18 protein-coding genes are annotated in these 19,691 nt (G+C 63.4%); 12 read left to right on the forward strand and 6 right to left on the reverse strand.

Annotation, left to right across the window (positions count from 1 at the left end):
• The first annotated feature begins 17 nt into the window (after positions 1-17).
• The gene (locus AC19YX_RS33140) at positions 18-425 is read left to right on the forward strand and encodes a type II toxin-antitoxin system HicB family antitoxin (protein WP_500607915.1); all 408 of its coding nucleotides are present in this window, start codon (positions 18-20) and stop codon (positions 423-425) included.
• 148 nt (positions 426-573) lie between these two features.
• On the forward strand, positions 574-1,491 hold the full coding sequence (locus AC19YX_RS33145) for an SGNH/GDSL hydrolase family protein (RefSeq protein ID WP_500607916.1): 918 nt from the start codon (positions 574-576) through the stop codon (positions 1,489-1,491).
• An 18-nt stretch (positions 1,492-1,509) separates the two neighbouring features.
• On the opposite strand, the gene AC19YX_RS33150 is transcribed toward AC19YX_RS33145, so the two are convergent.
• A complete protein-coding gene (locus AC19YX_RS33150) occupies positions 1,510-3,288 on the reverse strand; it encodes a sensor domain-containing phosphodiesterase (RefSeq protein WP_500607917.1) in 1,779 nt (592 codons plus the stop codon).
• Between the two features lie 491 nt (positions 3,289-3,779).
• Between AC19YX_RS33150 and AC19YX_RS33155 the strand changes: the two genes are divergently transcribed.
• Positions 3,780-5,318, forward strand: a complete 1,539-nt coding sequence (locus AC19YX_RS33155; protein ID WP_500607918.1) for a DUF1800 domain-containing protein — start codon at positions 3,780-3,782, stop codon at positions 5,316-5,318.
• A 33-nt stretch (positions 5,319-5,351) separates the two neighbouring features.
• Positions 5,352-6,548: a DUF1501 domain-containing protein gene (locus tag AC19YX_RS33160; RefSeq protein WP_500607919.1), complete on the forward strand. Its 1,197-nt coding sequence runs from the start codon at positions 5,352-5,354 to the stop codon at positions 6,546-6,548.
• A 78-nt stretch (positions 6,549-6,626) separates the two neighbouring features.
• Here AC19YX_RS33160 and AC19YX_RS33165 read toward each other — a convergent pair whose 3' ends face one another.
• Entirely contained in the window at positions 6,627-6,968 is a 342-nt protein-coding gene (locus tag AC19YX_RS33165; protein ID WP_078473161.1) for a YXWGXW repeat-containing protein, read from the reverse strand.
• A 457-nt stretch (positions 6,969-7,425) separates the two neighbouring features.
• Between AC19YX_RS33165 and AC19YX_RS33170 the strand changes: the two genes are divergently transcribed.
• Positions 7,426-7,806, forward strand: coding sequence for a hypothetical protein (locus tag AC19YX_RS33170; RefSeq protein WP_078473160.1), 381 nt, complete (start codon positions 7,426-7,428; stop codon positions 7,804-7,806).
• Between the two features lie 176 nt (positions 7,807-7,982).
• Positions 7,983-10,151, forward strand: coding sequence for a TonB-dependent receptor (locus AC19YX_RS33175; protein ID WP_500607920.1), 2,169 nt, complete (start codon positions 7,983-7,985; stop codon positions 10,149-10,151).
• A gap of 159 nt (positions 10,152-10,310) precedes the next feature.
• Here the strand turns inward: AC19YX_RS33175 and AC19YX_RS33180 are convergent, their stop codons facing one another.
• Positions 10,311-11,324 (reverse strand): Ldh family oxidoreductase, encoded by a 1,014-nt coding sequence (locus AC19YX_RS33180; protein WP_078473158.1) that lies wholly within the window; start codon positions 11,322-11,324, stop codon positions 10,311-10,313.
• A gap of 299 nt (positions 11,325-11,623) precedes the next feature.
• Between AC19YX_RS33180 and AC19YX_RS33185 the strand changes: the two genes are divergently transcribed.
• The 5 genes from AC19YX_RS33185 to AC19YX_RS33205 all read left to right on the forward strand — a co-directional run bounded on the left by AC19YX_RS33185 (position 11,624) and on the right by AC19YX_RS33205 (position 16,015).
• The gene (locus AC19YX_RS33185; protein ID WP_500607921.1) at positions 11,624-12,556 is read left to right on the forward strand and encodes a 4-hydroxyproline epimerase; all 933 of its coding nucleotides are present in this window, start codon (positions 11,624-11,626) and stop codon (positions 12,554-12,556) included.
• Positions 12,553-13,674: an NAD(P)/FAD-dependent oxidoreductase gene (locus tag AC19YX_RS33190; RefSeq protein WP_500607922.1), complete on the forward strand. Its 1,122-nt coding sequence runs from the start codon at positions 12,553-12,555 to the stop codon at positions 13,672-13,674. Before AC19YX_RS33185 ends, AC19YX_RS33190 begins: the two co-directional genes overlap by 4 nt.
• Positions 13,671-13,904 (forward strand): (2Fe-2S)-binding protein, encoded by a 234-nt coding sequence (locus AC19YX_RS33195; protein ID WP_078473155.1) that lies wholly within the window; start codon positions 13,671-13,673, stop codon positions 13,902-13,904. The genes AC19YX_RS33190 and AC19YX_RS33195 overlap by 4 nt, the downstream gene beginning before the upstream one ends.
• Positions 13,901-15,145 (forward strand): FAD-dependent oxidoreductase, encoded by a 1,245-nt coding sequence (locus AC19YX_RS33200; RefSeq protein ID WP_500607923.1) that lies wholly within the window; start codon positions 13,901-13,903, stop codon positions 15,143-15,145. The genes AC19YX_RS33195 and AC19YX_RS33200 overlap by 4 nt, the downstream gene beginning before the upstream one ends.
• Before the next feature lie 93 nt (positions 15,146-15,238).
• Positions 15,239-16,015 carry an AraC family transcriptional regulator gene (locus AC19YX_RS33205; protein ID WP_078473153.1) on the forward strand — a complete coding sequence of 259 codons (777 nt, stop codon included), beginning with the start codon at positions 15,239-15,241 and terminating at the stop codon, positions 16,013-16,015.
• 21 nt (positions 16,016-16,036) lie between these two features.
• On the opposite strand, the gene AC19YX_RS33210 is transcribed toward AC19YX_RS33205, so the two are convergent.
• Both AC19YX_RS33210 and AC19YX_RS33215 read right to left on the reverse strand, forming a co-directional pair.
• The gene (locus AC19YX_RS33210; RefSeq protein WP_078473152.1) at positions 16,037-16,810 is read right to left on the reverse strand and encodes a GNAT family N-acetyltransferase; all 774 of its coding nucleotides are present in this window, start codon (positions 16,808-16,810) and stop codon (positions 16,037-16,039) included.
• 209 nt (positions 16,811-17,019) lie between these two features.
• Positions 17,020-18,111 (reverse strand): type I restriction endonuclease, encoded by a 1,092-nt coding sequence (locus tag AC19YX_RS33215; protein WP_201129842.1) that lies wholly within the window; start codon positions 18,109-18,111, stop codon positions 17,020-17,022.
• 205 nt (positions 18,112-18,316) lie between these two features.
• Here AC19YX_RS33215 and AC19YX_RS33220 point away from each other — a divergent pair, with 205 nt between their 5' ends.
• Positions 18,317-18,727: a low affinity iron permease family protein gene (locus tag AC19YX_RS33220; RefSeq protein ID WP_500607924.1), complete on the forward strand. Its 411-nt coding sequence runs from the start codon at positions 18,317-18,319 to the stop codon at positions 18,725-18,727.
• 45 nt (positions 18,728-18,772) lie between these two features.
• On the opposite strand, the gene AC19YX_RS33225 is transcribed toward AC19YX_RS33220, so the two are convergent.
• A complete protein-coding gene (locus AC19YX_RS33225; protein WP_078473150.1) occupies positions 18,773-19,681 on the reverse strand; it encodes an SDR family oxidoreductase in 909 nt (302 codons plus the stop codon).
• Positions 19,682-19,691 lie beyond the last annotated feature (10 nt).

Genomic DNA, 19,691 nt, shown 5'->3' on the forward strand with positions numbered 1-19,691 from the left:
TAGGGAGGACCTGACTCATGCTGTACCCGATTGCGATTTCCAGCGGTGATGAGCAACACGCCTGGGGCGTGGAAGTGCCGGATATTCCCGGCTGTTTTTCGGCCGGCGATGACCTGGACGATGCCATGGCCATGGCCCGCGAAGCCATCGAAGGCCACTTCGAGATCCTCGCCGAAACCGGCGCCGCCATACCGGTGGCGAACAAGGTCACCCTGCATGCCAGCAACCCGCGGTACGCCGGTTGTACCTGGGCGCTGATCGATATCGATGTGCACAAATACCTGGGCAAGGCTCAGAAGCTCAACATCACCCTGCCCGGCTACCTGCTGAACCGCATCGACGACTATGTGCGGCATCACCCCGAAGAAAAAAGCCGCTCGGGGTTCCTGGCCTCTGCCGCGCTCAAGGTGTTGCAGCAGGCTTGAGCACTCGGCACGCCGGCGGACCGCCACTGGCCCGTGTCGCCGCCGGATACTTCCCGGCGAGCACAACTATGCCCAGGTCGTAACCAGCGCAGGGGCGGGGGCAGAACCTTCTACGATAAAACCTCGCCTCCTACCGTAGACCTCGCCCATGCGCCCCTCCCTGCTCGCCCCCTTGCTTGCCCTCTCGCTGGCCGCCGGCAGTTGCCTGGCCAGCCCCAGGTTCGATCACCTCTACGCCTTCGGTGACAGCTATTCCGATAACGGTGCCAGCGAACAACTGACCCGGGAGATGCTGGCGCAGCAAGTCAAGGACGCCCAGCGCCTGCCCGGTGATCTGTACTGGAAGGGGCGCTGGAGCAATGGCCCGACCGCTGTGGAAGTGCTGGCCCAGGAGCTTGATCTGCCCCTGAGCGACTTCGCCGTCGGCGGCGCAAAAAGTGGCCACAACAACTACTACGCCTGGATGACGCCCTACCGCGACACCGGTGTTTCCGGGCAGATCGATGCCTACCTGGCCAGCGCCCAGGGCGGCAAGGCTGATCCCCAGGCGCTGTACTTCATCTTTATTTCCGCCAACGACTTCTTCGAATACGCCGACTTCGCCCACAAGGAACCTGTCGCCGATCTGGCCGCCAGCAGCATCGACAATATCCGCAGTGCCGTCGGCCGCTTGGCCAAGGCCGGGGCCAGGCATTTTCTGGTGGTGGGCAGCACCGACCTGAGCCATGGCCCGGCGGTGGTCGCTGGCGGCCAGGCCGAGCAGGCCCGAACCTATCAGCAACTGTTGCAACAACAATTGCCCGGCCGGCTGGTTGCCGATGGCAAGCAATGGGGAGTCGATATCACCTACTTCGACCACATCGCCTTCAGCGACCGGTTACGCCGCAATGCGGCGGCAGAAGGCCTGAGCCAGCTCGATCAACCGTGCCAGCCGACCTACCCGCAAGTGCAAACCGCATGCAGCCGGCCAGATGCCTATTTCTATTGGGATGAATGGCACCCGACCCGCAAGGTCCATGCCCTGGCCGGTAAGGCTATGGCCAAGGCGCTGGGCCAGGCCCAATAAGCGCCCCGGCAGCAGCCCTTAAAAGCCCCGGCCCAGGGGGAAACGATCAGCCCCGCTCCAGGCCAGGAACCGCTCCTGTTGCATCGGCCGGGCGAGAAAATAGCCCTGGGCCTCGTCGCAGCCAAATGAGCGCAACATCTGCAGGCATTTGAAGCTTTCGATGCCTTCGGCCACGGTGCGGTAACCCAGTTCGCGGGCCAGGCTGATCACCGAACGGGTGATTTTCTGGTGCTGCGCGTTGCTTTCGATGTCGGTGACCATGGACTTGTCGAGCTTCACCACATTGGCCGGGATCTGATGCAAATAGGCGAAGTTGCTGTAACCGGAGCCGAAGTCATCGATGGCCACGTCCATGCCCAACTCACGAATCTTGGTCAGTTGCGCCAGCACCCGCGGGTTGGAGCGCAGCCAGGCGCCTTCGGTGATTTCCACCTCAAGCCGCTGCGGGTCGATGCCGTGGCGTTCGCAGGCATGCCTTAGGACTTCGGCGATGTCCTGGTCTTCAAAGTCCTTGGGCGACAGGTTGATCGACAGCTTGCTGACCTGGGTCAGGCTCCAGCACTGCAACTTACTCAACACCGTATCGATCACCCAATGGGTGACGCGGTGGATCAGCGCGTTGCGCTCCATCACCGGAATGAACTCGGCCGGCGAGATCAGGCCGAGGCGCGGGTGCTCCCAGCGGATCAGCGCCTCGGCACTGACCTGCGCCCCATCAGGCAGGGCAAAGCGCGGCTGGAACATCAGGTAGATCTGGCCCGTTTCCAGGGCTTCGTTGATGTCCGACGCCAGGTTGAATGCCCGGCGATACGCCTGGTCGCGCACCACATCGTAGTGGGCCCAGCACGTGCGGCGCATGTTCGCCAGTTCCAGGGCGAACATGGCCTTGCGCAACGCATCCTGGACCGATGGCGAGTCGATGCCGAACTCCACCGTACCGGCACAGACGCCTGGCACGATCGGCAGATCCAGCTTCGGCGGCCGTCGCCGCAGGCGGCTGACCAGGGCATCGAGAAACTGATCGAGGCTCGCTGTGCCCGCCGGCAGTAGAAAACCGAAGCGCTTGACCGACACGTGATAAATCCGCACGTGGCGCCCCAGGTAATTCTGCAACTGCTGCGCCACGAAACGAACGATGGTCTCGAACGGCGACATGCCCATCGCCAGTGTCAACTCGTGGGCCAGGGCCATGTCCACCGCATCGATCAGCACCAGCACGCGTTTTTCGCCGGGATGCTGCTCGACCAGGTCCAGCAGGTCACTCTGGAACTGCTCGCGATTGGGCAGGCCGGTCACCGGGTCAAGGCGGCGCAGGCGCTGGCGTAGCTCGATCTGCTCCATCACCATCGAGGCCAGGTCACGCAGTTGCTGACGCTCGGCAGCGTTGAGCTGCTGTGGTGACTTGTCGATCACGCATAAACTGCCAATCGCATGCCCCGAGGACGTCAGCAACGGCGCGCCGGCATAGAAGCGAATGCCCGGCTCCTCGGTGACCAGCGGGTTATTGAAAAAACGCACATCGCGGTAGGCGTTCTCCACCTCGAACACCTCCCGCGCATTCACCGTGTAAGCGCAGAACGACTGTTCGATCGGGGTCTCATCGACCGTGAACCCCACCCGTGACTTGAACCACTGCCGGTCACGGTCCACCAGGGTAATCAGGGCCATGGGCACCTTGAAATACTCGGCGGCCATACGGCAGATCCGATCAAAATTCTCGCAACGGGCAGTGTCCAGCAATTCCAGAGCATAGAGAGCAGCCAGCCGCTGCTCCTCGGCCAGAGCCTTATCGGGCATACAAGCGCTTGGACAGGGATAAGCGGATTTTCACGACAAAAACCTATCTCGCAGGGGTGCCAGGTTGGCACTGGGAAAGGGGAGCAATAGTGTTGCGGTAATGGCATTGCGATACTAGCCGACAGGATGCCGCAGTCACCTAAGCTTGCCAATTCCGTCCGTCGGACCGACGGTCTTTTTCCGCCCCTGGGGCACAGGCCTGAAACACAGGTTCCAGACCCTTCGCCAGAGCCCGGGCCGGCTGAAAAATCCTTGGCGTAACACCGTCAAAACCGGCAACGCCTTGAAAACCGTGCCCTGCATCAAACAAGCCGTATTTCAATCTGGCGCCTGACGCTTATGGAGCAACCAATCACCCGCCTTGCCGAGGCGTTACTCAAGCCCCGGTACGCACGTAAATAAATAGTCGATCTTCAGCAACGCGTCAGCCCGGGAGGTAGACACTGAACGGGCGGGTGTCGATGTCTTCTCCAGCCTGGGAACGGCCTACTATGCATGTGCCATTACTGATCAAGCAGGCCCTGAGCCGGACGGCCTGCCTGCTGCTGATACTCCCCACCCTGGCCCTGGCCAGCCAGCCTGCGGCCCTGAGCGCGGACGATATTGCCTGGCTGCGGCGCGACGGTTTCGACCTCGACGCCGCCAACCTCAAACGCTTGCAAAGCCTCGGGCGCCAGGGCCTGCTGGAGGCCCAGTTGGCCGACCGGATCAACGACCCGCTGCCGGCCCCGATCAATGATCTGCTGCGCAGCTACCCGGCGTTGACCACCCCGGCGGCGGAGCTGTTGCAAAACTACAAGGAGCGTCAGGAGCAGCTCAAGGCCCTGCCCGATGGCGACGCCAAAATCGCAGCCCGGAAGGCCGACCAGCAGCAGGCCAATGCCCTGGCCGAGCAGGCGCGCGCTGGCGTGCTGCTGCACGCGATCTATGGCCCCAACCAGCTCAAGGAGCAGTTGGTGGTGTTCTGGCTCAACCACTTCAGCGTCTTCCAGGGCAAGGGCCAGGTGCGGATCCTCAGTGCCGATTACGTCGAAAACGCCATTCGCCCCCACGCCCTGGGGCGCTTCCAGGACTTGCTGCTGGCCACCCTGAAAAGCCCGGCCATGCTGCAATACCTCGACAACGCACAAAACGCCAAGGGCAAGGTCAATGAAAACTACGCCCGCGAACTGATGGAGCTGCACACCCTGGGCGTCGGCGCCGGCTACAGCCAGCAGGACGTCCAGCAACTGGCGCTGATTCTTACCGGTGCCGGCCTGACACCGCTGGACGGTCGGCCGCAAAATTTTCCGCCACGGCTGCAAGCGCTGCTGGTGCAACAAGGCCTGTTTCAATTCAACCCGCGACGCCATGACTTCAGCGACAAGCTGCTGCTGGGACAACCGGTCAAGGGCCGCGGTTTCGACGAGATTACCCAGGCCGTGGAACTGATCACACGCCAGCCTGCCTGCGCGCGTTTTATCTCCCAGCGCCTGGCCGAATACTTCGTCGCCGACAGCCCACCGCCCGCGTTGGTGGCACGCATGGCCAAGACCTTTGAAGACAGCGACGGCGATATCGCCCAGGTCATGCGCACCCTGTTTCAGGCCCCCGAACTGCTGCACAGTGCCGGTGGCAAGTTCAAGGATCCGCAGCAATTCGTGATCTCCGCCGTACGCCTGGCCTACGACGGCAAACCTCTGGCCAATGCCCGGCCTTTGATCAACTGGCTCAACCAGTTGGGCCAACCGCTGTTCGGTCGGGTCACGCCCGATGGCTGGCCGCTGGTGGCCAGCGCCTGGTCGAGTTCCGGGCAGATGTCCAAGCGCTTCGAGATCGCCCGCGCCATCGGCCGAGGCGACAACAAGTTGTTCACCGCCGAAGGCAGCACAGTCGCCGGGCCCGGTTTCCCGCTGATCACCACCCCGTTGTTCTACGAGGCGATGGCGCCGCGCCTTTCCCGGGCAACCCGCGATGCCCTGGACAAGGCCGTCTCGCCGCAGGAATGGAACACCTTCCTGCTGTCCTCTCCCGACTTCAACAATCGTTGACTGCCAGCCGATCAGACCTGATCAGGAGCCGCCATGAACCGTCGAGAATTGCTGCTGGCCGCTATCGCCAGCGCCACCCTGCCAAGCCTGTCGTTTTCCGCCCGATTATTTGCCGCTCCCGCCAGCACGCCACGCCTGCTGGTGGTGTTTCTCCGGGGTGGCTACGACTGCAACAACCTGCTGGTGCCTTACGCCAGCGACTTTTATTACGAGTCTCGGCCCAGCCTGGCGATTGCCCGCCCGGACCCCGCCAACCCCGACAGCGCCATTGCCCTGGACGGCCACTGGGGCCTGAACCCGGTACTGCGCGACTCGCTCTACCCACTGTGGCAACGCAAGCAATTGGCCTTCGTGCCCTTTGCCGGCACCGACGATCTGTCCCGCAGCCATTTCGAAACCCAGGACAACATCGAATCCGGCGAACCGACCCGGCAACGCGGGGGCTACGACTCGGGTTTTCTCGGCCGCCTGGCACGACTGATGCCGGACAGCGCGCCCATCGCCTTCACCGATGCAATGCCCCTGAGTTTCCAGGGCGCCAGGGACATTCCCAACCTGTCGCTGCGCGGCGTGTCGAAGCCGGCCTTTGACGATCGCCAGGCGGCGATTCTTTCGGCCATGTACAAAGACACGCCATATGCCGCTTCGGCCGCCGATGGCCTGGAACTGAGGCAGAAAGTCTCTCGGGAGTTGCAGGCCGAGATGCTCGCGGCCAATCGCGGCGCGGCCAATGCCCAGGACTTCGCCACCCAGACCCGGCGCATGGCCAGCCTGATGCGCGATCAATACCGATTGGGTTTCGTGGATGTCGGCGGCTGGGACACCCACGTCAACCAGGGCAGTACCCGGGGGCCGCTGGCCACCAACCTGGCCAACCTCGGCCAGGGCCTGGCAGCTTTTGCCGACGCCCTCGGGCCGCACTGGCAGCAGACCACGGTGGTGGTGGTTTCCGAGTTTGGGCGGACCTTCCGCGAAAACGGCGCCAAGGGCACTGATCACGGGCACGGCACGGTGTACTGGGTGCTCGGCGGGCATGTGCGTGGTGGGCGGATCGCCGGTGAGCAAGTCGCGGTCAACCCGCAAAGCCTTCTGCAAAACCGCGATTACCCAGTGCTCAACAACTACCGCGACCTGCTCGGCGGCGTGCTGGCGGGGACTTGGGGGCTGTCTGCGGCCCAGGTGCAAATGGTATTCCCGGGAGCCCGGCCCAACGCCCTGCAACTGGTCTGAGGCGAGCCTGTCGCCCGGTGCGCAGGCACAAAAAAAGCGATCCCGGGATCGCCTTTTTTGCTCACGCCCAACCTGGGCTCAGTTGACCCAGGCCCCGACCCGCAGATGCCAGCCATCGTTGCGCTGTTCCCAATGCGGGTGCACATAGCGATAGCCGGCGCGTACCGGTTCCCAGTGACCATGCACGGCGACGTAGCGCCGACCGTCCCAATGCCAGTAGCCGCGCGACCAGACGTAACCCGGGCGGCCCATGGGTTCGACCTCGACGATGCGCTCCGGCGGCGGCTGTGGCGCCACCACTTCGACGTACTGGGTCGGCGGCGGACGCTCGACCACCCGCCGCTCATGCACCACCCGTTCCTGGACACACCCGGAGGCCATCACGACCACCGCCAGCAAAGCTGCGTAACGTAACACCATGCTGCCTCCTCGGCGCCAATGGCCAAGACTTCTGTGTAACAACGCCCCCTTGTTTCCACCCTGCTCCTGCCGGGTATAAATCTTGTAACAGCTGCGAACTGTCTGATTGCTGAACCTGATGCCGACAGACACCCCGGCCGCTGAAAGTGAGGCGCACGGGCAGGTGCATCCGATCAGCGGCCAAACAACCCCGCGCAGACACTTGGTAACGAACTCGCCGCTTCCAGCCATTTAAAATTGGCATAATTTTTGCTATGGTCCGCCATCGCAATTCAGCCACGGCGCGCTCGCCCGAGAGAACGCCCTTCCAGGTGTGGCCAGCTTGATGCCCCACCTGATACCGCTGCCTGATTGAGTGCCTCTCCCTGCCAACCGCTCGACCCAACATCGACGAGGCAGGGGTACAAACCGGGTGGGCCCTCCCAGGCAGGAGCACTGATGAGGTGATCCGATCAATATGAGCAGTACCGCACACATCTATAGCGCTGGATGGATCCTGGTGTTTCTGGCGGGGTTCCTGTCCCTGGCCATTCAGGTTTACCTGGCCTGCTTCAAGCTCGACGAAATGCTCGCCCACCTCAGCCGCTGCCGCGCGGTGCTGGTGCGCAAACCACTTCTGGGCAACGACCCCCTCAGCCGTTATTTCATGCTGACCTGCATTGGCAGCCTGTTCGCCCTGCCCCACACCTTCCTGCGCAATGGCGGCCTCAACGTCAAGGACTACAAGCGCTTCCCGCTGGGGCTCAAGTACCTGATCACCAGCTTTCAACTGCTGGCCGTGATCGCCGGCCTGACCTGGCTGGCTCTGTGGCGCATGGGCCATTACCTGGTGCCCTGATCCCCCACCAAAGGCACGTTGATGGACCTGGATCGAGCGCCAGCCACGCGCCACTGGTTGGCCAAGAGTGCGCAGAATCATTTACAGATTCATGGCTGGCACTGATCAGATTCGTCTGATTGTTTGGCCCCTAAATGCAGATGAGAATCGCTTCCAAATAAATGGAGGCACTCTGAATGTCCAAGCAAACCCGCTCGCAAACCTGGCGCCTGTGGTCCACCTCGTTGGGGCTGATGGCCGCCAGCCAGGTCGGTGTCGCAGCCGAAGCCAACGAATCGATCTCAGGCAAGAAACGCTCCTCGCCGGCACTGACCCTGGAGGCGACCGATGTGGTCGGCGAGCACCGTGAAGGCTACAAGCGCGATAGCGCCAGCTCGCCGAAATTCACCGCGCCACTGCGTGAGACCCCCAGGTCGATCACCATCATTACCGAAACCCTGATGCAGGATCGTGCCGTGACCTCCCTGGCCGACGCCCTGCGCACCACACCGGGCATTACCTTCGGCGCCGGCGAGGGCGGTACACCACTGGGGGACCGCCCCTTCATTCGAGGTTATGAGGCCAGCACCGACATCATGATCGACGGCATTCGTGACGTCGGCCGCATGACCCACGAAGTCTTCAATATCGAGCAGGTCGAGATCCTCAAGGGCCCGGGCTCGGCCTACTCCGGACGCGGCTCGACCGGCGGCAGCATCAACCTGGTAAGCAAGACCGCCCAGCAGGAAGACTTCATCGCCGGCAGCCTCAAGCTCGGCACCGACCAACTGCGCCGCAGCACCCTCGACATCAACCAATACCTGCCTGAGCAGAACATGGCGCTGCGCCTGAACGCGATGAAGCACGAAGCCGACACCCCGGGCCGCGACCATGTCGAAGTCAGCCGCTGGGGCATCGCCCCCACCTTCTCCTTCGGCCTCAATACCGACACCCGCGGCACCCTCAGCTACTACCACATGCAGAGCGATGACATGCCCGACCTGGGCCACCCGTTTTCGCCAAGCCGCAACAAGCCGGCCAAGGTCGACCGCGATAACTTCTACGGTTTCACCGGCCGCGATTTCCGCAAGACCTCAAGCGACCAGGGCAGCCTGCAACTGGAACACGATTTCAACGAACACCTGACTCTGCGCAACACCACCCGTGCCGGGCGCGGCATGCAGGACTACATCATGACCCGGCCTTTTATCGACACCCCGGCCCAGGAACAAAGCAACCAGGTGATGCTCGCCTCCCGCGCGCGCAATGTGGTCAACACCTCACTGATCAACCAGACCGATGTCTTCGGCAAGTTCCAGACCGGTGCCATCGGCCATAGCTACAGCGCCGGGGTCGAGTTCTCCCGCGAGCGTATCGACAACAAGGCGCGCTATGGCTCGGTGCGTAACCCGGACAAAGGCAACCTTGCAGACCCCGACACGCATGCCCGCTATACCCCGGTGCCGGCCGGCGACGGCAGCCATACGGTGGTCAAGCACAACAACCGCGCACTCTATGCCATGGACACCCTGGCCCTGCACGAGCAGTGGGACCTGAACCTGGGGCTGCGCTACGACAACTACCACGCGCGTAATGCCACACAGAGCAACCGCGCCAACCTGTGGAGTTATCAGGCCGGCCTGGTGTTCAAGCCAGTGCACTACGCCAGCATCTACCTGAGCTACGGCACCTCGTTCAACCCGTCCGGGGAAACCGCCGGGCAATCTGGCGGTGCCGACGGTCCTGCCGGGGGTGGCTTGAAAGCCCAGAACCTGGATCCGGAAAAAAGCCGCAGCCTGGAACTGGGAACCAAGTGGGACCTGCTCGATGAAAAACTGTCGCTGACCGCCGCCGTGTTCAAGACCGAAAAAACCAACGCCCGCTCCTACGACGCAGTCACCGGTGAAGTGGCCCTGACCGGCAATAACGAGGTGCAAGGCTTTGAAGTCGGCGCTACCGGGCACCTGAGCGAACGCTGGGAAGTGATGGCCGGCTACACCTACCTCGACGCAAAAACCACCCGATACGCTGATTCCACGGCGAACTTCGACGGCAACCGCTCCAAGTTCATCGCCCCCAACAGCGCCAGCCTGTGGAGTACCTACATGCTCACCGAGCGCTGGAAGGTCGGCGGCGGCGCCACCTACATGGACAAGCGTTATGTGGACGACGCCAACCTCAAGAGCCTGGATGCCTACTGGCGTTACGACGCCATGGTCGCGTACCGGGTGAACAAAAACCTCGATCTGCAATTCAACGTGCTGAACCTGACCGACGAAACCCTCTACGACGCCTCCCACGTCGGCATCTTCGCCACCGTGGCACCCGGTCGTTCGGCGGAAATGACCGCTAACCTGCGGTTCTGAAACCCCACTGTTGCCTCGCAACCTGTAGCCGCTGCCGCAGGTTCGGGCGGCGTTCGGACGCTGGCCCTGATAAGCGATATAAATCTTCCGGTTTACCGGCGTCTGTTAGGGACAGCGCAGCCTCTCGGTGCTCGGCAGCGGCTACGGGCGATCTTTGCGCTACCCCAGCAACGCCTGAATATCCCGATACAACGCCTGCGGAATCTGCACCCCGTGTCGCTCGCTTCGCTCCCGCGCCTCGAAGCGCCGTTGCGAAGGCAGGCGCGCGCCTTGCCCGGTGATCGCCTGGAACAACCCTTCGGCACGGGCCAGGCCCTGCTCGTAATCCGCCCCCAGAAACACCTTGGGATCGAACGCCAGGATCAACTCGCCATGGCAAGGCGCAGCGCCGACGCCTTCGTCGAACGCCATGGACTCGGCGCTGGTGAGGTCGCCGATCAGTGCCCCGGCCAGCAACTCGATCATCGCTGCCAAGGCTGAGCCCTTGTGCCCGCCGAAAGTCTGCATGGCCCCCTGCAACGCTGCCTTGGCATCAGTGGTGGGCTGGCCCTGGGCGTCTATGGCCCAGTGCTCGGGGATGGGCTTGCCCTGGCGGGCGTGGAGTTCGATATCACCGCGGGCGATGGCGCTGGTGGCAAAGTCGAACACAAACGGATGGCCGCCCGGTCGCGGCCAGGCGAAGGCCAGGGGGTTGGTGCCGAACACCGGCTGCTTGCCGCCCGCCGGGGCCACCCAACTGTGGCTGGGGTTCATCGCCAGACCCACGAGCCCGGTGGCGGCAACGGCCTCGACTTCTGGCCACAAGGCCGAAAAGTGAAAACAGCGCTTGATCACCATCGCCGCAATGCCCTGGCTGCGGGCCTTTTCGGCCAGCAAGGGCAGGCCGGTCTTGAAACTCAGCAGCGAATAGCCGTAATGCGCATCCACCTCCAGCACCCCGGCGCTGATGTGGCGCACGCTGGGTTCGGCCTGGGGGTCGACCTTGCCTTCGCGCACCGAACGCACGCAGCCGAGCAAGCGGTAGACGCCATGAGAGTGGCACTCATCGCGCTGGCCCTGGGTCACCACCTCGGCAATCGCCTGCGCGTGGGCCTCCGACAGCCCGTGGCGGGCCAGCACCTGCAGCGACAGGGCGTGGACTTGATCCAATGACAAGGTGACGTGTTCAGACATGGCAGGGCCTCATGACCTGGGAACGGTGGTCCCGGTCTAGGGACCAGGGCGCCGTGATGAGCGGGGCTCGCGTGAGCCGGCGAATGCAGCAAAAGACACAGGGTCGCCGTTTCCCCCAGAACGGGCTTGAGCCTTTTCGCCCCTATCAGTGACGAAATCAGCACAGACCCTGGCTCGATAGCGAGGTGTCGGCCCGAGCCTGAAACTATGCCGATTTCGTCATCAGCAGCGATGAAAACCCACAAGCGACCACACCCGATCGCGGCTCACTCTGTAGGCCTTTCTTGCCAGGTGATGCCATGAAACGAATTACCGTCATCGATTCACACACAGGGGGCGAACCCACTCGCCTGGTTATCGACGGCTTTCCCGAACTGGGCAATGGCTCGATGGCCGAACGCCTGGCGCTGTTGCAACGCGAGCACGACCACTGGCGCACCGCCTGCGCCCTGGAACCTCGGGGCAGCGACGTGCTGGTGGGCGCGCTGCTGTGCGAGCCGCAGGCGGCCGACGCCTGTGCCGGGGTGATCTTCTTCAATAACAGCGGTTACCTGGGCATGTGCGGCCACGGCACCATCGGCCTGGTGCGCTCGCTGCATCACCTGGGGCGCATCGAACCTGGCGTGCACCGCATCGAAACCCCGGTGGGCACCGTCGAGGCCACGCTGCACGACGACCTCTCGGTCAGCGTGCGCAACGTCCCCGCCTACCGCCATCGCCAGGCTGTGGCGCTGGACGTGCCCGGGCACGGGCGGATCCATGGCGATATCGCCTGGGGCGGCAACTGGTTCTTCCTGATCAGCGACCATGGCCAGCGCATTGCCCTGGATAACGTCGAAGCCCTGACCGAGTACACCTGGGCCGTGCGCGAAGCCCTGGAGGCAGCCGGAATCCGCGGCGCCAACGACGGGCTGATCGACCATATCGAACTGTTCGCCGACGACCCCGATGCCGACAGCCGCAACTTTGTGCTGTGCCCCGGCAAGGCCTATGACCGCTCGCCCTGCGGCACCGGCACCAGCGCCAAGCTGGCGTGCCTGGCGGCCGACGGCAAACTCGCCCCCGGCGCTACCTGGCGCCAGGCCAGCGTGATCGGCAGCCAGTTCAGCGCCCACTATGAGCAGGCCGGCGAACAGATCATCCCGACCATTCGCGGCACCGCCCATATCAGTGCCGAAGCCACCCTGCTGATCCAGGCCGACGATCCCTTCGGCTGGGGCATCCTGCCGTGACCCAAGCGGCCCAGGCCGATGTGATCGTGATCGGCGCCGGGATCATCGGCGCCGCCTGTGCCCATGAATTTGCCCGGCGCGGCCTGCGGGTGCAGGTGCTGGACAACGCCAGCGGTGGCGCCACCGGCGCCGGCATGGGCCACCTGGTGGCGATGGACGACAACGCCGCCGAACTGGCCCTCAGTCATTACTCCATCGGCCTCTGGAACCAACTGCGCGAGCACCTGCCGGCCGCCTGCGCCTATCGCAATTGCGGCACCCTGTGGCTGGCGGCCGATGCCGGGGAAATGGACCTCGCGCGCAGCAAGCAACGAACCCTGGCCGAACATGGGGTGGCCGGCGAACTGCTTGATGCAGACCAATTGGCCGAACTCGAACCCATGCTCCGCAAGGGGCTGGGCGGCGCCCTGAAGATTCCCGGCGACGGCATCCTCTACGCACCGGCCACCGCCAGCTGGCTGCTGCACAACCACCCAAGCATCAGTCGCCAGGTCGCCACGGTGACAGCGGTCGCGGCCAATCGGGTCGAGCTCGACGATGGCCGCGTGCTGCACGCGGAGTACGTGGTGCTGGCCAACGGCTTTGCCGCCCGGCAACTGCTGCCCGAATTGCCCCTGCGGCCGAAAAAGGGCCACCTGCTGATCACCGATCGCTACCCCAGCCAGGTCACGCACCAATTGGTGGAACTGGGCTATGCCGCCAGCGCCCACGCCAGCGACGGCACCTCGGTGGCGTTCAACGTGCAGCCGCGCCCCACCGGGCAATTGCTGATCGGTTCGTCGCGCCAGTTCGACACCCTGGACCCGGCTGTCGAACCGGCGGTACTCGCGCCCATGCTGCAACGGGCGGTGGATTACCTGCCGGCGCTGGCCGAACTCAACGGCATTCGCGCCTGGACCGGCTTTCGCGCCGCCAGCCCCGATGGTTTGCCGCTGCTGGGCCAGCACCCCAGGCAAGCAGGCCTGTGGCTGGCCCTCGGGCATGAGGGCCTGGGCGTGACCACCGCCCCCGGTAGCGCGCGCGTGCTGGCAGCGCTGATGCTCGGCGAGACATCGCCCATCGACCCTCGTCCCTATTTGCCCGAACGCTTCGCCGTACTGACCGGAGACCCGCGATGATCATCTACCTCGAGCATCAGGCCCTCACCGTGCGCGATGGCCTGACCGTCGCCGCGGCCCTGGCCCACAGCGGCGATGAGCGCACTCGCCGCTCATGCAGCGGTGCCCCGCGCGCGCCGTTCTGCGGCATGGGCATTTGCCAGGAATGCCGTATGACCATCGACGGCCGGCGCCAACTCGCGTGCCAGACCCTGTGCCGCGAAGGCATGCACGTGGAGCGCAGCCTATGACCGAACAACGACTGGACTGCGACATCCTGATCGTCGGCAGCGGCCCGGCCGGTCTCGCCGCCGCCCAGGCCGCCAGCCGCAGTGGCGCCTCGCTGGTGGTGATCGACGACAATCCGCGCCCCGGTGGGCAGATCTGGCGCAACGGCCCGGACACCCGGCTTGATCCGGCCGTGCGCGAGCGCTTCAAGGTGCTGGACTCGCCGCAACTGCGCTACCTCAGCGGCACCCGCATCATCGGCGCCGCCGGCCCTCAGGCGCTGCTGCTGGAGGATGCCGAACACGCCTGGATCATCGATTACCGACAACTGATTCTGTGCTGCGGCGCCCGTGAGTTGCTGCTGCCCTTCCCCGGCTGGACCCTGCCCGGGGTCACGGGGGCCGGGGCCTTGCAGGCGCTGCTGAAAAACGGCCTGCCGCTGCGCGGTGAGCGCGTGGTGGTGGCGGGCAGCGGCCCGCTGCTGCTGGCCAGCGCCGCCAGTGCGCACCAGGCCGGCGCCCGGGTGATCCGGGTCCTGGAACAGGCGCCAAGCGCTGCGTTGGCCGGCTTTGCCACGGGCCTGTGGCGCTGGCCGAGCAAAATCCGCCAGGCCCTGACCCTGGCCACCCCGGCCTATCGCAGCAATGCCCATGTACTGGAAGCCCTGGGCGAGCAACGACTGGAAGCGGTGCGCATCCGCCAGGGCGAGCGCACCCTTGAACTGCCCTGCGAGCGTCTGGCCTGCGGCTTTGGCCTGGTGCCCAACACCCTGCTCGCCAGCCACCTGGGCTGCCAGTTACACGAGCACGCCATCGCTGTCGACCACCAGCAACGCACCAATGTCTCCGGGGTCCTGGCGGCGGGTGAATGCACCGGGGTCGGCGGCAGCGAGCTGGCGCTGATCGAAGGCGAAATCGCCGGGCTGGTCGCCAGTGGCCAGGACGCCGCCGCGGCGGCGCTGAGTCAGCGGCGGCAGCATTGGCAGGCGTTTGCCGATCAGGTTCGCAGCACCTTCACCTTGCGGCCGGAGGTGCTGCAACTGGCGCGCCCGGATACCCTGCTGTGTCGCTGCGAAGACGTGGCCTTTTCCGCCATTGCCGAGCAACCCGGCTGGACCGCCGCCAAGCTGCAATCGCGTTGCGGCATGGGGGCCTGCCAGGGCCGGGTCTGCGCCACGGCGGCGCAAGCCCTGTTCGGTTGGGACCCGCCCCGACCCCGCACGCCCCTGGTGCCGGCGCGCATCGGGACTCTGCTCAAGCGCTAGCCGAGCGGCATGCGGATCGCCGCCCTTGCCACAGCCCGGAGCCTCGCCATAATGAGCAGCGGCTGACAGCCAGGTCATTCAAGGAACGGCAGCATGATCGAACCCGCCACCCTGCACCGGCTGCCCGCAGCCCTGGCGCGCCAGCGCCCCGAAGACATCGAGAGCCTGCTGGGCAGCATGGCGCTGATTGCACCACTGCTCGACACCATTGCCAACGCGGTGTTTTTCATCAAGGACCTGCAGGCCCGCTACCTGATCGCCAACCTGACCCTGGCCCAGCGCTGCGGCTTCAAGAACATTGAGCCGCTGCTGGGCAAGACGTCCGCCGAGGTATTCCCGGCGGTGCTCGGCCCGGTCTATACCGAGCAGGACCAACGGGTGCTGCGCCACGGCATCAGCATCAAGGGCCAACTGGAACTGCACCTGTACGGCAGCCGCGAACCCGGCTGGTGCCTGACCCATAAATTGCCCCTGCACGGGCGCGCGGGGCAGATCATCGGCATGGCCGGCATCTCCCTCGACCTGCAGGCGGCCCACGATACCCACCCGGCCTATGAACGCCTGGCAGCAGTGGACCGCTATATCCGCGAACACTACAGCGAAGCGATCCGCCTCGAGCAATTGACCGAAATTGCCGACCTGTCGATTGCCCAGCTGGAACGCTACTGCAAGCGCATCTTCCACCTCACGCCACGGCAGATGATTCACAAGGCACGCCTGGAACACGCCTCGCGCCTGCTGCTGGGCGAGTTGCCCATTACCGAGGTGGCGCTGCAATGCGGCTACACCGACCACAGCGCATTCAGCCGCCAGTTCAAGGCCCTGACCGGCATCAGCCCACGGCAATTTCGCCACAACGCCACACGCTAGCCAGCGGGCCCGGGTGATCTGTCACTCGCGGCAAAAGGTGGTGTATTCAAACAGGGTGGCAAAGCCCGCCCGACGGTAGATCGACAAACCATCGATCGAAGCCTCAAGCACGCAACACTGCGCGCCCTCGACCTTGGCATACGCCAGGGCGTGCTGGATCAATGCACTGGCATAACCCCGATGCTGGTACTCGCGCTGGGTGCCGATGTCATCGAGCCGGGCCACCCCAGGCCCCAGGGACAAGGTCAGCGAACACACCGGCAATTGCTCGACATACAGGCTGAAATGGCGCAGCGAGCGCCCCGCCGCCAGCGCCGCCCGATGCCGTGCCAGGTATTGGCCAATGCCCTCCTCGCCCGACTCGAAGGCACTCGCCACCGGCCGCGACCAGTCATCCAGGTGCTGGTCGGTGCAACGGATATCGACCTGGCCGGGGGCCGTCCCCGCCGCCTGCCAGGTCGTGAGGTCCAGGTGCATGCAGGTGGTCTGGTCGCTCGCCAGCAGCTGCTGTTGCTGCAACTGCTCATGCACCTGCGCCACCAGCGTGTCACGCACCACCACGCAGAACGGCATCTGCGTGCGTTGCAGAAAGTCGATGCCCTGGGCCAGCTGCGACGCCAGCTCGGGGTCGGCCTGCTTCACCAGCAGCAGGTTCAGGCTGCTGGCCTCGACCCCGGTGCAGTAAGCGCTGAGGCTGCTGCCGAACTGTCGATACAACTGGGAAATGGCGACGAAGAAATCATCCTCCGCCTGGTGATAAAGCTCGATAACCGAAGTATCCGCGCTGGACCTCATGCCTGCCTCCCTGAAACCGTCGCCCCATCATCGGCGCGACAGGCCACACGGTAAGCCCGCAGCCAGGGCGATTCCAGCCTTGCCCTGTTTTATTGTGCGAAGAAGTATTTTCATCTGTAAGCGCAGTTCAACTGCTGAACCCCAGAGTTGCCAATATCCACCAGGCTCACCCCTGACGCCCGTTGCAGGCGTCAGGAGCAATGCCGGCGTTATTCGTAATAGCCGATGGTCTTTTTCAGGGAATCCGAATACTCGTAGATATCATCGATGGAGTTGAGCGGATGGCGGGTTTCATTTTTGTCTTGGTCGAAGATCCCGATGTACTTTTGTGAACGATTGAAATGCAGGCGGCAGATGGGTTTGCGGTTGTTGTCATCGAGCAATATGCCGAAGTAGCTCTGGGTATCTCGCTGCACAATGCGCTTGGCATCGACCACAGAACGCACTACTGCACGCACGATGTGGTAACCCTCCAGTTCCTCCAAGGTGGTAAACACCTTGTCCTCGATCTGGTCGAGTTCCTCTTCCTCCGCGCCCCCAGCAGCCCTCCCGGTAGTGGCCATGACAGCAATCGGCGGTTGAATCGCGCCACTCATTGCCGACTTGAGCCGATCGTTGATCTGGTCATTGAGAAATTGCCCCAGGGCCTTTCTCGTCAGCTCATAAAACTGCTCGCGAACCTTCTGGGTAATCACCCCGTCATAGACCCGCGAAGCAAAGACTTTGACAAAGTCGTCGTCGGGTTTGCTGACCTGCGAAGCGATGACCTTTTTAATCTGACTGACATACTTCAACTCCCCCGCTGCATTGATGATCGACTCGACATCAAAGGCTGACTTGGTGAGTTTTGTCAGTTCCGGCACCGCGTATTCATCGATATCCAACAGGTCGAGTTCGAGAAACGGTTTCTCGTCCATCTTGTTCGGCGCATCCAGGTCCGTAAAAAATTTGTAGACCTGACCATTGGTCAAAATGGATATCCGCGCACTGGTCACGTGAAAGTAGCGAAAGAGTTGCGAGGCATGATTGATATGCAAAGGCTCGCCGATCTTTTTGCACTCGATCAGGATCTGGACTTCACCTTCCTTCATAACGGCGTAATCGATTTTTTCGCCTTTTTTGGTCCCGATGTCACACACGAACTCAGGGGTCACTTCCGTTGGATCGAATACGTCGTATCCCAGCACCGTACTGATGAAAGGCATGACAAAAGCATTTTTTGTCGCCTCCTCAGTTTGAATGGCAGCTGCTTGCAAACGTACCTTGGCAGCGAGACTGGCTAATTTTTCGAAGAATTCCATGGGTGACCTCTTACCTTTTCCGATCCGTGTATGAACATGCTGGCAATTTGCCGGCCAACTGATACTAGACACAAACCGACACAAAGAAAGATTTCCCCTCATATAGCGCTGCAACCTAGGGCCGCTAGACCTCGCGCAGTTAAAAGAAATTCCGCCACCGCGCTGCGGTCAGAAGCTCAGGTCCATTCTGATAAGGAATCCGCTCATGAAGTTTTCCAAGATCTCGCAATCGTTGTCGATGTGGGCCGGGAGCCCGAAGACGTTTCTGGTGGCGGTCGGCCTGATTGTGCTGTGGGGGCTGAGTGGGCCGATTTTCCATTTCAATGACACCTGGCAGCTGATCATCAACACCTCGACCACCATCATCACGTTTCTGATGGTGTTCCTGATCCAGAACACCCAGAACCGCGACAACGACATTTTGCATATCAAGATCGATGAGTTGCTGCGCGCCACCCAGGATGCGCACAACGCGGTGCTGAGCCTCGATGGGCTGGACCTCAAGCAGTTGGAGAAACTGCGCAGCCAGTACAAGGAAATCGGTCGTGGCGATTCCCTCAACCTCGAGGCCTCGGGCGCCGAAGACGGTCGCAAGACCGATTTGAATCAGTGCTGAATTCGCCCCGGGGCTGGCCAGCGGCCGGCACCGAAGCGCTGGGGCTTATGGCAGTGGATTGCCGCCGGTGACGCCGAACACTTCGCCGGTGATGTAGCTCGACTCCTGGGACGCCAGCAGCACATAGAGCGGCGCGCACTCTGCTGGTTGGCCGGGGCGTTTCATTGGGGTTTGCAGGCCGAATTCGGGAATTTTCTCCCGCGGCTGGCCGCCACTGGGCTGCAGCACGGTCCAGATCGGACCGGGTGCCACCGCGTTGACCCGGATCCCCTGCTCGATCACTTGCTTGGCCAGGGCCTTGGTGAAGGCCACGATCGCCGCCTTGGTGGTGGCGTAGTCGAGCAAGGTGGCCGAGGGCTGATACGACTGGATCGACGCGGTATTGATCACCGTGGCCCCGGCCGGCATCAGCGGCAACGCCGCCTTGCAGATCCAGAACATGGCGTAGACGTTGGTTTTCAGGGTGGCGTCGAACTGCTCGGTGCTGAGTTCGGCGATGTGTTGCTGCGCCACCTGCTTGCCCGCCACATTGACCAGGATATCCAGGCCACCCAGTTGCTGATGGGCGCTGCGCACCAGTTCCAGGCAGAAGGCTTCGTCGCGAATATCGCCGGGCAGCGCCACTGCCTTGCGCCCCTCGGCCTGGATCAGTTCGATGACCTGGCGCGCGTCCCGCTCTTCCTCGGGCAAATAGTTGATCGCCACATCGGCGCCCTCCCGGGCATAGGCAATGGCGGCCGCCCGACCAATGCCCGAGTCGCCGCCGGTGATCAGTGCCTTGCGTCCCTTGAGTCGGCCAAAACCCTGGTAGCTCTGCTCACCGTGGTCCGGCCGGGGCGTCATGTCCTGGTCGATACCGGGGGCGGTTTGTGGCTGATCGGGAAATTTCGGCTGCGGGTACTGGGTCAGGGGGTTTTGCATTTCGTACTGATTGCGCACGTGTTGAGTCGACATCGCCGGTCTC

It is taken from the genome of Pseudomonas sp. MF09150 (assembly GCF_059862355.1).